At 76.7% G+C, this 14,597-nt stretch carries 13 protein-coding genes; 7 read left to right on the top strand and 6 right to left on the bottom strand.

Going from position 1 to position 14,597, the window contains the following annotated elements:
* Positions 1-24 precede the first annotated feature (24 nt).
* The 6 genes from O7611_RS19720 to O7611_RS19695 are packed head-to-tail and all read right to left on the bottom strand — an operon-like array spanning position 25 to position 5,231.
* The gene (locus tag O7611_RS19720) at positions 25-1,512 is read right to left on the bottom strand and encodes a phytoene desaturase family protein (RefSeq protein WP_194801199.1); all 1,488 of its coding nucleotides are present in this window, start codon (positions 1,510-1,512) and stop codon (positions 25-27) included.
* A 12-nt stretch (positions 1,513-1,524) separates the two neighbouring features.
* The gene (locus O7611_RS19715) at positions 1,525-2,652 is read right to left on the bottom strand and encodes a glycosyltransferase (RefSeq protein WP_194801200.1); all 1,128 of its coding nucleotides are present in this window, start codon (positions 2,650-2,652) and stop codon (positions 1,525-1,527) included.
* Positions 2,649-3,458, bottom strand: a complete 810-nt coding sequence (locus O7611_RS19710; RefSeq protein ID WP_194801302.1) for a carotenoid biosynthesis protein — start codon at positions 3,456-3,458, stop codon at positions 2,649-2,651. Before O7611_RS19710 ends, O7611_RS19715 begins: the two co-directional genes overlap by 4 nt.
* Before the next feature lie 5 nt (positions 3,459-3,463).
* On the bottom strand, positions 3,464-4,018 hold the full coding sequence (locus O7611_RS19705; protein ID WP_120568805.1) for a GNAT family N-acetyltransferase: 555 nt from the start codon (positions 4,016-4,018) through the stop codon (positions 3,464-3,466).
* On the bottom strand, positions 4,015-4,746 hold the full coding sequence (locus tag O7611_RS19700) for a monooxygenase (protein WP_194801201.1): 732 nt from the start codon (positions 4,744-4,746) through the stop codon (positions 4,015-4,017). The genes O7611_RS19705 and O7611_RS19700 overlap by 4 nt, the downstream gene beginning before the upstream one ends.
* Entirely contained in the window at positions 4,743-5,231 is a 489-nt protein-coding gene (locus O7611_RS19695) for a YbaK/EbsC family protein (RefSeq protein WP_135241301.1), read from the bottom strand. The genes O7611_RS19700 and O7611_RS19695 overlap by 4 nt, the downstream gene beginning before the upstream one ends.
* A gap of 512 nt (positions 5,232-5,743) precedes the next feature.
* On the opposite strand from O7611_RS19695, the gene O7611_RS19690 reads away from it, so the two are divergent.
* From O7611_RS19690 to O7611_RS19660, 7 genes are all read left to right on the top strand, one after another.
* On the top strand, positions 5,744-6,247 hold the full coding sequence (locus O7611_RS19690) for an SAV_6107 family HEPN domain-containing protein (RefSeq protein WP_194801202.1): 504 nt from the start codon (positions 5,744-5,746) through the stop codon (positions 6,245-6,247).
* 139 nt (positions 6,248-6,386) lie between these two features.
* Positions 6,387-7,148 (top strand): hypothetical protein, encoded by a 762-nt coding sequence (locus O7611_RS19685; protein WP_269697361.1) that lies wholly within the window; start codon positions 6,387-6,389, stop codon positions 7,146-7,148.
* Positions 7,145-8,869 (top strand): DNA polymerase Y family protein, encoded by a 1,725-nt coding sequence (locus O7611_RS19680; RefSeq protein ID WP_269697360.1) that lies wholly within the window; start codon positions 7,145-7,147, stop codon positions 8,867-8,869. Before O7611_RS19685 ends, O7611_RS19680 begins: the two co-directional genes overlap by 4 nt.
* Positions 8,870-8,962: 93 nt before the next feature.
* A complete protein-coding gene (locus O7611_RS19675) occupies positions 8,963-12,313 on the top strand; it encodes an error-prone DNA polymerase (RefSeq protein ID WP_194801205.1) in 3,351 nt (1,116 codons plus the stop codon).
* Between the two features lie 96 nt (positions 12,314-12,409).
* Positions 12,410-12,589, top strand: coding sequence for a hypothetical protein (locus O7611_RS19670; RefSeq protein WP_013287622.1), 180 nt, complete (start codon positions 12,410-12,412; stop codon positions 12,587-12,589).
* A 31-nt stretch (positions 12,590-12,620) separates the two neighbouring features.
* Positions 12,621-13,352 (top strand): methyltransferase domain-containing protein, encoded by a 732-nt coding sequence (locus O7611_RS19665; protein WP_269697359.1) that lies wholly within the window; start codon positions 12,621-12,623, stop codon positions 13,350-13,352.
* Entirely contained in the window at positions 13,349-14,536 is a 1,188-nt protein-coding gene (locus O7611_RS19660) for an alkaline phosphatase family protein (protein WP_269697358.1), read from the top strand. The genes O7611_RS19665 and O7611_RS19660 overlap by 4 nt, the downstream gene beginning before the upstream one ends.
* Positions 14,537-14,597 lie beyond the last annotated feature (61 nt).

Genomic DNA, 14,597 nt, shown 5'->3' with positions numbered 1-14,597 from the left:
GCCCGTGCGGCGGTCGTCGACCCCTCACCAGGCCGGGCCGACCGCCTCGGCGACGATCTCCGCGGACAACGTCACCATCGGCAGCCCGCCACCCGGGTGACTGGAACCGCCGACCAGCCAGAGCCCGGCCACCGGCCCCCGGTTGGCCGGGCGCAGCAGCCCGCCCGCGGTGCCGTAGATCGCACCGCCCGGCGCGCCGGTGGCCGCGTCCAGGTCGGCCGGGGTACGGATCTCCCGGAACACCAGCCGGTCCCGCACGTCGGCGCCGCGCTCGGCCAGCACGTCCAGGATCCGGTCCGCGTACGCCTCGGCCAGGCCCGGCCGCCGCCAGTCCACAGCGCTCGCGGCGGTGCCGTGGCGGGGCGCGTTGACGAGCACGAACCACGCCTCGTGGCCGTCGGGGCGGACCGCCGGGTCGTCGGCCGCGGTGACGAACACGGTCGGGTCGGGCGCCGGGCGGGCCCGTACCCCGCGACCCGGGTCGCCGAACACGGCGTCGAACTCGGCGTCGTAGTCGCGGGGGAAGAACACGGTGTGGTGGGCCAGCCCGGAGTCGCCGCGTACGCCCAGCAGCAGCACGAAACCGGCCAGGCTGCGGTCGGTGAGCGCGGCCAGCCGGCGCGGGTCGGGCAGCAGGTCCCGGTAGACGGTGAGCGCGTCCACGTTCGCCACCACCACGTCGGCGGGCACCGGTGCGGCGGCCCCGGCCACGCGTACCCCGTGCACCCGCCCGCCCGCGGCGTCGATGCGGGTGACTGTGGCGTCGGTGCGTACCACCACGCCGAGGTCGAGGCAGCGCGACAGCAGCGCGTCGGCGAGCGTGCCCAGTCCGCCGCGCAGGTACCAGCCGCCGTACGCCAGTTCGGCGTAGGGCACGGCGACGAGCGCGGCCGGGGCGCGGCGCGGGTCGGCGCCGGTGTACGTGGCGTACCGGTCCAGCAGCATCCGCAGCCGCGGGTCGGACAGGTGGCGGCGGCCCAGCCCGCGCAGGCTTCGGCCGGGGCCGATGGCGGCCAGGTCGCCCAGCCGCCAGGCCAGCGCGGCCAGGTCGCGGGGCGAGTCGACGGTACGGCGCAGGATGTCCCGGTGCGAGGCCGCCCACACCCGGTCGGCGCGCCGCCACAGCCCGCGCCAGTCGGCGGCGGACCGGTCCCCGAACGCGGCGCCGATCCGGGCGGCGAACTCGTCCGGGTCGGCGCAGGAGTCGAGTGCCTGCCCGCCGCCGGGGAAGACGTGCCGCACGATCGGGTCCAGCGGGACCAGGTCGAGGTATTCGTCGAGCTTCGCCCCGGTCGCCTCGAACAGGTCGTGGAAGACCTGCGGCAGGGTGAACAGGCTCGGCCCGGTGTCGAAGTGCCACACCCCCTCCGGGGTGTGGTGGGCGTACCGGCCGAGCTTCCCCCCGACCGTGCCGGCCCGTTCGAGGACGGTGACCTCGTGCCCGGTGACCGCGAGCCGGGCGGCGGTGGCTAGCCCGCCCACCCCGGCGCCGATGACCACGATGCGCGCCATGGCGTGCCCCTCCTAGGTGACCGGGCGACCCCGCCAGGTGAGCCGGTGTCGCTTCCGCAGATGGTACGACCGGACGGTCAGCCAACCGAGGACCACGACCGATACGGGGTGGCCCAGCGCGTCGGGCCACGCCCGTCCGCCGGTCGCGCGGGCGCTGACCACCCGCCCGGCGACGCCGGCCAGGTAGGCCAGGAACGCCACCGCGGCCACCGCCGGCGCGCCGGCGAGCAGCGCCCCGAGCGCCAGCAGCGGCGGCGCGACGTAGAGCGCGGCCAGCAGCGCCAGCACGGCCGCCGCGGCGGTGGGGTGCCCGAACGTCGCCCACAGCGACTTCGTGTAGCCGTCGCGCAGCTGCGGCCAGGTGTCGTACATCCGGCAGGACGCCAGCCGGGAGCCGTCGGCCAGCGCGATCCGCCCGCCGGCCCGTTTCACCGCCCGGGCCAGCTCGATGTCCTCCAGCACCTTGTCGGCCACCGCCGCGTGCCCGCCGGCCCGCAGGTAGCCGGCCCGGTCCACGACCAGGAACTGCCCGCCCGCCGCGGCCAGCGACGGCCGTCGCGAGCGTTCCATCGCGCGCAGCGGCAGGAACGTCAGCCACAACCACTGCAGCAACGGCTGCACCAGCCGGTCGGCCACCGTCCGCACCACGATCCGGGGGTACGGCGACAGCAGCGCCGCGCCGGCCGCGCGCAACTCGGTCACCGCCGCCGCCACCGCGTACGGGGTGAGCACCACGTCCGCGTCGACGAAGACCAGCACCGCCGGTTCCGGGGCGGTACGGGTGGCGAGCTGCCAGCAGGCGTGCGGCTTGCCCAGCCAGCCCGGCGGCGGGGCGACGCCGGTGAGCAGCGTGACCCGGGGATCGTCGCCGGCCACCGCGCGGACCACGTCGGCGGTGCCGTCGGTCGAGCCGTCGTCGAGCACCACGATCCGCAGGTCCGGCACGCCGCGCTGGGCGAGCAGCGCGCGCAGGCACGGGGTGACCCGCTCGGCCTCGTCGCGCAGCGGCAGCAGCACCGCCACCGGCTCGGTCACCTCGGCCGGGCCGGCGGTGGGACGGCGCAGCCAGGCGTACGCGTTGACCAGCGTGTGCCCGGTGAGCGCGGCGACCGCCACGGCCAGCGCGAGGACGGCGATCATGCCGGGGCGTCGACGCGCGGCGCCGGCTCCGGCGTGCCGGTCCGGTCCCGCCGGCGGGCCCGCCACAGCGTCACCGCCAGCGGCACCGCCGCCACCGCCATTCCGGCCGCGCCCCACAGCGCCGACGCCGGCAGCCGCAGGAACACCGCGTGCGCCAGCACGCTGGAGGCGTACGTCCAGAGGTAGAGCGCGAACATCGGGGCGTCCCGGCCGTCGACCCGGTCCACCGACGGGCCGGCGAGCGGGCGCAGCGCGACGGCGAGCAGTACCGCGAAGCCCAGCCAGCCCAGGTAGTTGCTGACCGGGATGCCGGGTAGCCCGGGCAGCGCCGGGGTGGCGTCGAGCCAGGTCCAGTAGCCCTCGGCCACCATCTGCGGGTCGAGGAACAGGTCCCAGGCGGCCAGCCCGACCGCCGAGAGCGCGATCCGGGCGACCCGGGAACGGACCAGCCGGACCGCGGTGAGCCATGCCGGCCAGGCCATCCAGGTCCAGGCGAGCGGGATGATCAGCGGCACCCCGGCCAGCTTCGGGCCCAGCTCGCCGGAGTAGTCGTAGCTGCCGAACGGGAACCCGGTGGCCACACCGATCGCCTCGACCGCGAACCCGCCGCCGGTGACGACCGCGACCAGCGCGACGGCGGTACGGACGCCCCGGGTGAGCAGCGCGTGACCGACCGAGAGCAGCCAGCCGAGCACCACTGTGGCCACCGTGAGCCCGGCCCGGGTCGCGCCGCCGGTGAGCGGGTAGCAGATCTGGGCGAGTACCAGCACGGCCAGCAGCGCCCAGGGCAGCCGGGCGCGGATCACCGCGCTCACGGGGCGTCCGGCGGGGGCAGCGGCAGGTCCCGGCCGAGCACGCCGAACGGCCGTTCGTCGCCGGGGAAGTGGAAGTGCCGCAGGACGTCGACGAAGCCGAACCGGCGGTACAGCCGCCAGGCCCGGGACTTCTCCTCGTCGGCCTCCGGCGTGGACAGCAGCGTGGTGTCGCCCTCGGCCACGGCGAGCAGTGCGCGCAACTGGCGGGCGCCCAGGCCGTGCCCCTGCGCGGGCGGCCGGACGTGCAGCTCCACCACCTCGAACGGGTGGGCCAGCCAGCGCTGCCGGTCCTGCGCGTTCAGCGCCCGGTGCACCTGGTCGTGCCACCACTGCCCGGTGGCGCCCCGGTAGCCGTACCCGAAACCGGCCAGGTGTCCCTCGCTGGTCAGGCTGGCGACGGCGCGGAAACCGGGCCGTCGGACGTGGGTGGCGATGTAGCCGCGGCGGGCCTCCAGCAGGTCGGGCCGGTAGCCCATCGCCTCGCCGTAGACGGCCACCACGTCGTCCAGCCGCCGGACCAGGTCGTCCGGTGTCCACCGCACCAGCCTCATGCGTGCCCTCTCGATGTTTCCGGGTCGCCTTCGGCGGCGGCCCAGCCCAGCACCGTACGGTCGCCGACCACGTCGCCCACCGCGAACCGCGCGAACAGTTCCTCCGCGTACCAGCCCTCGGTGGGGGTACGGGTGATCGCGGCGCGGTGCTCCGGGGAACGGTACGCGAACGCGACCAGGTCCGCCGGGTCGCGCCACACGCTCACCGTGCCCTGCCAGCCCAGCGGCGCCTCACCGACGCCGAAGCGGGCGAGCAGGCCGGGCGCGGCGTGCAGCTCGGTGGCGACCGGCGGGATCGCGCGCCAGAACGTGGCCGCCCGGCGGGCCCGCAGCCGGGCCCGGGTCAGCGCCAGCACCGGCCCGGTGACCCGGCCGCCGGCCGGCGCGCCGAACGGTTCCCGGCCGGACCACCGGCCGCGGCTGGTCAGCGGGCGCAGGTCGACCCGTACCGCGGCGTCGGCGATCCGGGCCCAGGAGCGGGCGACCGGGGAGGCGTCGAAGCCGGCCGCGTCGGCGGGGGAGTCCCACACCACGAGCGCGGCCCACCGGGTCAGGTCGGCGTCGCCGGGGCCGAAGCCGGTGCCGGTCCCGGTGCCGAGCAGCTTGGCGAAGCGGACCCCGGGCAGCCGGCGCAGCCGCGCCGGGTGGGTGGCCATCCGGCCCAGCACACCGGGTACGGCCCGGCGGGGCACACGCCACACGTGCAGCGTGACGAGTCCGGGGTTCACGCCACCTCGGCCGGGGTGCCGGCGGTGATCCGCAGCAGTTCCGCGTACGTGGTGGGGAACACCGCCCGGGGTACGCCGCCGGCGGCCCACACCTCGTCGTACCCGGCCAGGGCGGTGTCCACGACGGTGCGCAGCGGCGCGGGGTGGCCGACCGGTGCGACGCCGCCGATGACCTGCCCGGTGTGCCGCTTGACGAACTCCGGGGTGGCCCGGCGCAGGTGGGTCACGCCCAGCGTGGCGGCCAGCCCGGCGGTGTCCACCCGGTGCGCGCCGGAGGTGAGCACCAGCAGCGGCGCGTCGTCCGCGTCGAAGATCAGCGAGTTGGCGATGGCGCCGACGGCGACACCGAGCGCCTCGGCCGCCGCGGCGGCGGTGTGCACCGCGTCGGGCAGCAGTCGGACGAGGCTGGCCTCGCCCGATCCGTTCCGCGCGCCCGCGTCGTCGAGCGCGCGCTGCACCGCCTGCACGTTCGGGTGTGGCTGCATGCACCCATTCTTCCCCCACCCCGGTACGCCCCCGCCGGGGGCCGTCGCCCTCCCGTGCGTCCCCGGCGCGTCACACGTTGCGTTTTCGTCGGAGGGGAGGTGTACTGTCAGGGTAGTTAGAACGAGTGTTCGATTCGGCTCACACGGCAAGCGGCTCAGCTCCCCGGCTGGCCCGGCCTGATCCGAGCCGGTTGCGCACCCGTCGAACGCTCCGGAAGCGGTGTTTCGCGGCACCGGCTTCCGGGAGGTGCGGCACCGCGGGCCGCACCGGGTCTCGGACAGTCGCGAGTCCGGGCCCGTCAGGCAGGTCGTCGCCCGCCGCCCACGACCCCCGGGCGGCGGGCGACGGACCCGCCGGCACGCCGGCCGGGTGTGGGTGTGGGGAAGCGTCCACATCCGGCCGGCCGCCACCTGAAAGGGTGCGTCTTCCTCCGCACCGACCGCTCCGGGCGACCGGGCGACGTTCCCCGTCGCGCGACCGCCCGCCCCGGCCACACGCGGAGGAGAGACCCATGCCGACCAGTCCGGCCCAGGCGCCCACGGTGCCCGCGCACGTGCTGCCGCACCGCACCCCCGCCCAGTTGCTCGCGGTGGCCCGCGACGGGCTGGCCGAGGCCGCCCGCACCCGACCCGACGGCCTCCGGTACGCCGCCGCCCACCTCGCGGCGCTGCGCGCCGCCGCCGCCGTGCTCGCCGCCCGGGCCCGTCCCGCGCCCACCCGCCGGCACCGGATCACCAGCGTCTGGGTGCTGCTCGCCACCGTCGCCCCCGAGCTGGACGAGTGGGCCGCCTACTTCGCCGCCGGCGCGAGCAAGCGGGCCGCCGCCGAGGCCGGCATCCCCCGCGTGGTCACCGCCCGCGAGGCCGACGACCTGCTGCGCGCCGCCGAGGAGTTCGTGACGGTGGTGGAGACCGCGCTCGGCCTGGCCCACCAGCCGGCGCTCGACGGACTGCCCCGCCCGCTGCGGCCCGGCGCCTCCGGCTCCCCGCCCCGGCCCGGAGCAGCCGCCGCCTGATTCGTGGCGCCCGGCCGCCACCGGCGGGACCCCGGGTGGCCGGGCGCCGCACCCACGGCACACGCGTGCCGCGCACGACACGATCCACAGCACCATCCACGGGCGGGCCCGTGGCGAAACACGACGGGGGGTTGGTCCGATGGCGGGCCGCATGGTGGTCGGTTCCGCCGCCCTGGCCGATCTGGTCCGTCCGGCGCGCGCGCCCGACCCGGCCGGCGGCCACCGGGTGCTGCCCGTCCGGGCCGAGCTGACCGGGCTGCTGCCCAACCGTGGCCTGCGGCGTGGCAGCACCGTCGCGGTCGGCGCCGGCCAGCCCCGGCGCAGCGGCGCCACCTCGCTGATCCTCGCGTTGCTCGCCGAGGCGTCCCGGGCCGGCTCGTGGTGCGCGGTGGTCGGCGTACCCACCTTCGGGGCCGGCGCCGCCGCCGAGGCGGGCATCGCCCTGGAGCGGCTGGCCCTGGTGCCCGACCCCGGGCCGGAGTGGCCCACAGTGGTCGCCGCGCTCATCGACGGGGTCGACGTGGTGGTCACCGCCGTGCCGGCCACTGTCTCCGCCTCGGTCGCCACCCGGCTGGCCGCCCGCGCCCGGCAACGCGGAAGCGTGCTCGTCCCGTACGGGCGGTGGGACGGTGCGGACGTCACGCTCCAGGTGGTCCGGGGCGTCTGGCAGGGGCTCGGCGCCGGTCGCGGGCGGCTGCGCCGCCGTGAGGTGACCGTCTCGGCCCGGGGCCGGGGCGCCGCTGCCCGCCCCAAGGAGATCAAGGTCTGGCTGCCCGGCGACGAGCTGACCCGGGTGATCCCCCGCTCGGCGGGGCTCGGCGTCCCGTCCGCCGCGCCGTCGCGCCGGCTGCGCGTGGTCGCCCCACCCGCCCGTACGCTCGTCGCGGCCGGTCCGGCGTGAGCGGCGGACCGCAGCGGACGCTGCTGCTCTGGTGCCCGGACTGGCCGGTCCTCGCCGCCGAGATCGTCGACGGGGTGCCCGCCACCGACCCGGTCGTGGTGCTGCACGCCAACCGGGTGATCGCCTGCTCCGAGCGGGCCCGCGCCGAGGGCATCCGGCGTGGGCTGCGCCGCCGCGAGGCGCAGGGGCGCTGCCCGCACCTGACGGTGGTCGACCACGATCCCGGCAGGGACGTGCGCGCGTTCGAGCCGGTGGTGGCCGCCGTGGAGGAGGTGGTCGCCGGCGTCGAGGTGATCCGGCCCGGCGCCTGCGCCACGGCGGCCCGGGGGCCGAGCCGCTACCTCGGCGGCGAGGAGGCGGCGGCCGAGCGGATCGTGGAGCACGTCGCGCAGAGCTGCGCGGTGGAGAGCCAGGCCGGCATCGCCGACGGGGTGTTCGCGGCCGGGCTGGCCGCCCGGGAGGGCCGGATCGTGGCCCCCGGCGGCACCCGCGAGTTCCTGGCCGCCCGGCCGGTCGAGGCGCTCGGCCGGCCCGCGCTGGCCGACCTGCTGCGCCGGCTCGGCGTCCGTACCCTCGGCGACTTCGCGGCGCTGCCGGCCGGGGACGTGCTGGCCCGGTTCGGTTTCGACGGGGCGCTGGCGCACCGGCTCGCCGGCGGCCGGGACGACCGTCCGCTGGCGGTCCGGCAGCCGCCCGCCGACCTCACCGTCACCGCCGACTACGACGAGCCGGTCGACCGGGTCGACGCCGCCGCGTTCGCCGCCCGCATGCTCGCCGAGCGGCTGCACGAGCGGCTGGCCGGGTACGGCCTGGCCTGCACCCGCCTCGGCATCGAGGCGGTCACCGCACACGGCCAGGAACTGCACCGCGTCTGGCGGCACGACGGCCTGCTCACCGCAGCGGCCGTCGCCGACCGGGTCCGTTGGCAGCTCGACGGCTGGCTCTCCGGCAGCAACGGCCGGGGCGGGACACGTCCGGCCCGCCCCACCGCCGGGATCGTCCGGTTGCGGCTGGTGCCGGACGGGGTGCTCGCCCAGGCGGGCCTGCAAGCCGGGCTGTGGGGGGAGACCGGCGAGGAGCGGGAGCGGGCGCACCGCGCGCTGAACCGGGTGCAGGGCATCCTCGGTCCCGAGGCGGTGGTCACCGCCGTGCTCGGCGGCGGACGGTCCCCGGCCGACCAGGTGCGCCTGGTCCCGTGGGGCGACGAGCGGGTGCCCGCCCGCCCCGGCCCGCCACCCGCCGTAGCGCCTCCGGTCCCGGCGTCCCCGGCTCCGGCCGCATCGCCCGTCCCGGGTGTCGGGGCCGCTCCTGGTGCCGCGTCCGCCTCGGTCGTCGTACCGGCTTCGGGTGTGCGTGCCGGGCTGCGTGCCGGGCGGGGCCGGGCGGTGGCCGAGCCGCCGTGGCCGGGGCGGATTCCGCCGCCGTCGCCGGCCGTGGTGCTGCCCACCCCGCTGCCGGCCGACGTGCGTGACGCCGCGGGGGAGCCGGTCGTGGTGAGCGCGCGGCTGGCGGTCAGCGCGGCGCCGGCCCGGCTCATCGTCGGCGACGGGCGCCCGGCCGAGATCACCGGCTGGGCCGGGCCGTGGCCGGTGGACGAACGCTGGTGGGCGCCGGTCGAGGCGCGCCGCCGGGCCCGGTTCCAGGTGAGCCTGGCCGACGGTGCCGCCCTGCTGCTCGCGGTCGAGGGCGGCCGGTGGCTGGTGGAGGCGATCTATGACTGAGCGCCGGGGAAGATCTTGGAAGGAATGCGCCCCTCCAGGGGCCGTTTCGTACCAAGATCTCGGGCGGTCGGGTGGTGGGCGAGGCGGGCGCCGGTGAGCTTCCACAACCCGAAGATGCCGTGGTCCAAGCTGGAGCAGGTGCTCTCCGGCCGGGCCGGGGGCGAGCGGCACCTGCACGTGGTCGACCCGCTCGCGGTCGACGCCGACGGCGGCGACTCACCGGCCTGGAGCCGCAAGCGCCAGGAATACCGGCCGCCGGAGCTGGCCCGCCCGGACGGCGTGGTGCCCTACGCGGAGCTGCACGCGCACTCCAACTTCAGCTTCCTCGACGGTGCCAGCCACCCGGAGGAACTGGCCGAGGAGGCGGCTCGGCTCGGGCTGACCGCGCTCGCCGTCACCGACCACGACGGCTTCTACGGCGTGGTGCGCTTCGCCGAGGCGGCCCGCGCGCTGCGGCTGCCGACGATCTTCGGCGCGGAGCTGTCCCTCGGGCTGCCCGGCCCGCAGAACGGCGAGCCCGACCCGCTCGGCCGGCACCTGCTGGTGCTCGCGCACGGGCACGAGGGGTACGCGCGCCTGGCCGCCACCATCTCCCGGGCCCAGTTGCGCGGCGGGGAGAAGGGCCGTCCGGTCTACGGCGAGCTGGAGGAGATCGCCGCCGAGCTGCGCGACCACGTGCTGGTGCTCACCGGCTGCCGCAAGGGGCACGTGCCCGCGGCGCTGCTCACCGAGGGGGTCGACGCGGCGGCCCGGGAACTGGACCGGCTCACCGCGCTGTTCGGCGCGGAGACGGTGGCGGTGGAGCTGACCGACCACGGCCACCCGGTCGACGCCGACCGCAACGACGCGCTCGCCGACCTGGCCGCCGCGGCCGGGCTGCCCACCGTCGCCACGAACAACGTGCACTACGCCACCCCGGGACGGCGTCGGCTGGCCACCACCGTCGCGGCGGTCCGGGCCCGGCGCAGCCTCGACGAGATCGACGGCTGGCTGCCCGCCGCGGCCACCGCCCACCTGCGCAGCGGCGCGGAGATGGCGGCGCGGTTCGCCGCGTACCCGGGCGCTGTGGCACGGGCCGCCGAGTACGGCGCGGAACTCGCCTTCGACCTCCAGCTCGTGGCGCCGCAGCTGCCGGCGTACCCGGTGCCGCCCGGGCACACCGAGATGAGCTGGCTGCGCCGGCTGACCATGGACGGCGCCCGCGAGCGCTACGGCCCGCCCGAGGCGCACCCGGAGGCGTACGCGCAGCTGGAACACGAGCTGCGGATGATCGAAGACCTCGGTTTCCCCGGCTACTTCCTGGTGGTCTACGACATCGTCGCGTTCTGCCGTGCGCAGGACATCTACTGCCAGGGCCGGGGATCGGCGGCCAACTCGGCGGTCTGCTACGCGCTGCGCATCACAAACGTGGACGCGGTCCGGCACCGGCTGCTGTTCGAACGGTTCCTCGCCCCGGAACGCGACGGCCCGCCCGACATCGACGTGGACATCGAGTCCGACCGCCGGGAGGAGGTGATCCAGCACGTCTACGCCCGCTACGGCCGGGAGCACACCGCCCAGGTCGCCAACGTCATCTCGTACCGGCCCCGGTCGGCGGTGCGGGACGTGGCGAAGGCGTTCGGCTTCTCGCCCGGCCAGCAGGACGCCTGGAGCAAGCAGATCGACAGGTGGGGCTCGGTCGCCGCGGTCGACGTGGCGGACATCCCCGAGCAGGTGGTCGCGTACGCCAACGAGCTGCAGACCTTCCCCCGGCACCTGGGCATCCACTCCGGCGGCATGGTGATCTGCGACCGGCCGGTGATCGAGGTGTGCCCGGTGGAGTGGGGCCGGATGCCCGGCCGCAGCGTGCTCCAGTGGGACAAGGACGACTGCGCCGCCGTCGGCCTGGTCAAGTTCGACCTGCTCGGCCTCGGCATGCTCTCGGCGCTGCACTACGGCTACGACCTGATCGGCTCCCGCCTCGACCTGGGCGACATGACGCTGGACGACCCCGAGGTCTACGACATGCTCTGCCGGGCCGACTCGGTGGGCGTGTTCCAGGTGGAGAGCCGCGCCCAGATGGCCACGCTGCCCCGGCTCAAGCCGCGCGAGTTCTACGACCTGGTGGTGGAGGTGGCGCTGATCCGGCCCGGCCCGATCCAGGGCGGCTCGGTGCACCCGTACATCAGGCGCAAGAACGGCCAGGAGCCGGTCACGTACGCGCACCCGCTGATGCGCAACGCGCTGGAGAAGACGCTCGGCGTGCCGCTGTTCCAGGAGCAGCTCATGCAGCTCGCCATCGACCTGGCCGGGTTCGACGCGGCGGGTGCCGACCAGCTGCGCCGGGCCATGGGGGCGAAGCGGTCGGTGGAGCGGATGGCGCAGATCGCCGACCGGCTCTACGCCGGGATGGCCGAGCGGGGCATCACCGGCGAGCTGGCCGACGACGTGTACCGCAAGCTCACCGCGTTCGCCAGCTACGGCTTCCCGGAGAGCCACGCGATGAGCTTCGCCTACCTGGTGTACGCCAGCTCGTGGCTCAAGCGCTACCACCCGGGCCCGTTCCTGGCCGCGCTGCTCAACGCCCAGCCGATGGGCTTCTACTCGCCGCAGACACTCGCCGACGACGCCCGCCGGCACGGCGTGGAGGTGCGCCGGCCGGACATCAACGCCAGCGGCGCCAAGGCGGTGCTGGAGTCCACGCCGGAAACCCGGTGGGGCAGCGTGCCGGGGGAGCCGCCGCACGCCTGGGGGCTGGGCGGCCCGGCGGTACGGCTCGGGCTGGGCAGCGTCCGTACCCTCGGCGAGGACGTGGCCGAGCGGATCGAGGCGGAACGCGCCGCGCACGGGGCGTACCGGGACATGCCGGACCTGGCCCGCCGCGTCGGTCTCACCGCCACGCAGCTGGAGGCGCTGGCCACCGCCGACGCGTTCGCCTGTTTCGGGCTGACCCGGCGGCAGGCCCTCTGGGCCGCCGGCGCGGCGGCCCAGGACCGGCCCGGCCGGCTGCCCGGCACGGTGACCGGCGCGGACCCGCCCACCCTGCCCGGCATGGCCGCGGTGGACCGCCTGGTCGCCGACGTCTGGGCCACCGGCCTGTCCCCGGAGAGCCACCCGGCCCGGTTCATCCGGGACCGCCTCGACGAACTGGGCGCGGTGCCGATCGCCCGCCTCGGCCAGGTGCCACCCGGGCAGCGGATCCGGGTCGGCGGGATCGTCACCCACCGGCAGCGCCCGGCGACCGCCGGCGGCGTCACGTTCCTCAACCTGGAGGACGAGACCGGGATGCTCAATGTCACTTGCTCCCCCGGGCTGTGGCAGAGATACCGTCGAATCGCCCGCACCAGCGGAGCACTCGTGGTGCGGGGCCGGCTGCAGCGGCACGAGGGCGTCACGAACCTCACCGCGGACCGGCTGGACGCGATCGAGCCCCCCGTCACACCGGCATCCAGGGATTTCCGTTGATGGAGTGATCCACATTACGGTTTCCGTGAGCCGGAGGCGGGAGACTCCCGACGCGGGTGGGCAGAGTGGCCCACCCGGGGTATGGGGGATGAACAGATGACCTTTCACCGCACGAACGCCGGTGGCGTGGCGAACGCCCGACGGACCCGCCTCGGCGCCGACTGGGCGCCCACCCACGAGGCCGAGCCGCGGGAATACCAGGTGACCGACGGCCCGGTGGCCAACCACCAGCGTTCCCGCGCCGAGGACGACCCCGCCGGCGGCGGCGAGTCCTGAACCCGGGCCGGGGGGTGACTAGGCTCGGCGCGTGGAGCAGATCCGAACCCTCACCCCCCGCACCGCCGTCATCTGGTCGGTGCTCCGGGCCGAGCTGGACCGGCGGGCCGGCGAACGACTCTCCGTGCTCGACGTCGGCGGCGGGACCGGCGGCTTCGCCGTCCCGCTCGCCGAGGCCGGTCACCGGGTCACAGTGGTCGACGCCAGCCCCGACGCGCTCGCCGCGCTGACCCGCCGGGCCGCCGAGGCCGGGGTCGCCGATCGGGTACGCGCGACGCAGGGCGACGCCGACGCGCTCACCGGACTCGTCGAACCGGCCACCGTGGACCTGGTGCTCTGCCACTCCGTCCTCGAGGTGGTCGACGACCCGGAACCGGTGATGTCCGCGCTGGTCACCGCGTTGCGGCCAGGTGGCGCGGCGAGCGTGCTCGTCGCCGGCCGGGCCGCCGCCGTGTTCGGCCGGGCGATGAACGGGCAACTGGACGCCGCCGCCGCGCTCGCCGCCGACCCGCACGGCACCACCGGCGGCCGGGACACGCTGCGCCGCCGCTACGACGCCACCGACGCGACCGCGCTGCTCACCGCCGCCGGCCTCGTCGTGGAGGAGATCCACGGGGTACGCGTGCTCGCCGACCTTCTCCCGGCCGCGGTGGCCGACGGCCAGCAGGCCGCCCTGGTGGAGCTGGAGCGCGCCCTCGCAGCCCGGTCCCCGTACCGGGATCTCGCCGCCCAGCTGCACCTGTTCGCCCGCCGCCCGGCATGACCGGTCCGGCTCCCGATCCGACGCCCGGCCCGGCTCCCGGCCCGCTGGACCGGGTGGCGCCGCGCTACGACGGCGGCGCCCTGACCGACGTGCTGCCCAGCGCGCTGGCGCTGCTCGGCGTACCGGGCGCGGCCGACCGGCTCGGCCTGACCCCGCGCCTGGCCGGGGTACGCCGGATCGCGGTACTGCTCGTCGACGGCCTCGGCTGGTACCAGATCCCCACCGCCGCCCCGTACGCCCCGACGCTCGCCGGCCTGGCCGCCACCGCCGGCCGGCCGCTCACCACCGGCTTCCCGTCCACCACCCCGACCAGCCTGGTCAGCCTCGGCACCGGCACCCCGTCGGGCGCGCACGGCGTACTCGGCTTCACGGTCCGGGTGCCCGGCACCGACCGGGTGCTCAACCACGTCGACTGGGCCGGCGACCCCGATCCGGTGAGCTGGCAGCCGGTGCCCACCTGGTACCAGCGGGCGCGCGCCGCCGGGGTCGCGGTGACTGTGGTCAGCCGTCCCGAGTTCGCCGGCAGCGGCCTCACGCTCGCCGCCAACCGGGGCGGCGACTACCGGGGCGCGGCAGGCGTGGACGCGCTCGCCGCCCGGATGCTGGCGGCGCTCGCCGCCGGGAACGGGCCCGCACTCGTCTCCGGCTACCACCCCGACCTGGACCGGCACGGGCACCTCAGCGGCGTCGACTCCGCGCCCTGGCGGACCGCCGCCGCCGAGGTGGACATCCTGCTGGCCCGGCTCGTCGACGGGCTGCCGCCGGACGCCGCGTTGCTGGTCACCGCCGACCACGGCCAGCTCGACGTGCCCGCCGGGCACCGGATCGACCTGGACACCGACCCCCGGCTGCGGGCCGGGGTACGGGTCGTCGCCGGTGAGCCCCGGGTCCGCTACCTGCACGTCGAGCCGGGCGCCGAGGCCGACGTGGTGGCCGCCTGGACCGAGGTGCTGGGCCCGGCCGCGCAGGTGCTGACCCGCGCCGAGGCGGTGGCGACCGGCTGGTTCGGGCCGGTGCCCGAGGCACACCTGACCCGCATCGGCGACGTGGTGGTGGTCTGCCGGGACACGTACGCGGTGGTCGCCACCCGCTCCGAACCGCCGATGGCGTCGCGGCTGGTGGCGTACCACGGCGCGGACACCGCCGCCGAGATGACAGTCCCGCTGCTTGTGGTCCGGGGCTGAACGGGCCCGGTCCTGGCCGGTGCGTGGGGTGGCGCCTCGGTGGCCGTGGGCTGGGCGGTGG

The organism is Micromonospora sp. WMMC273 (assembly GCF_027460285.1).
GTDB classification, from domain to species: domain Bacteria; phylum Actinomycetota; class Actinomycetes; order Mycobacteriales; family Micromonosporaceae; genus Micromonospora; species Micromonospora aurantiaca.
This window is presented reverse-complemented; position numbering and strand designations above follow the sequence as displayed.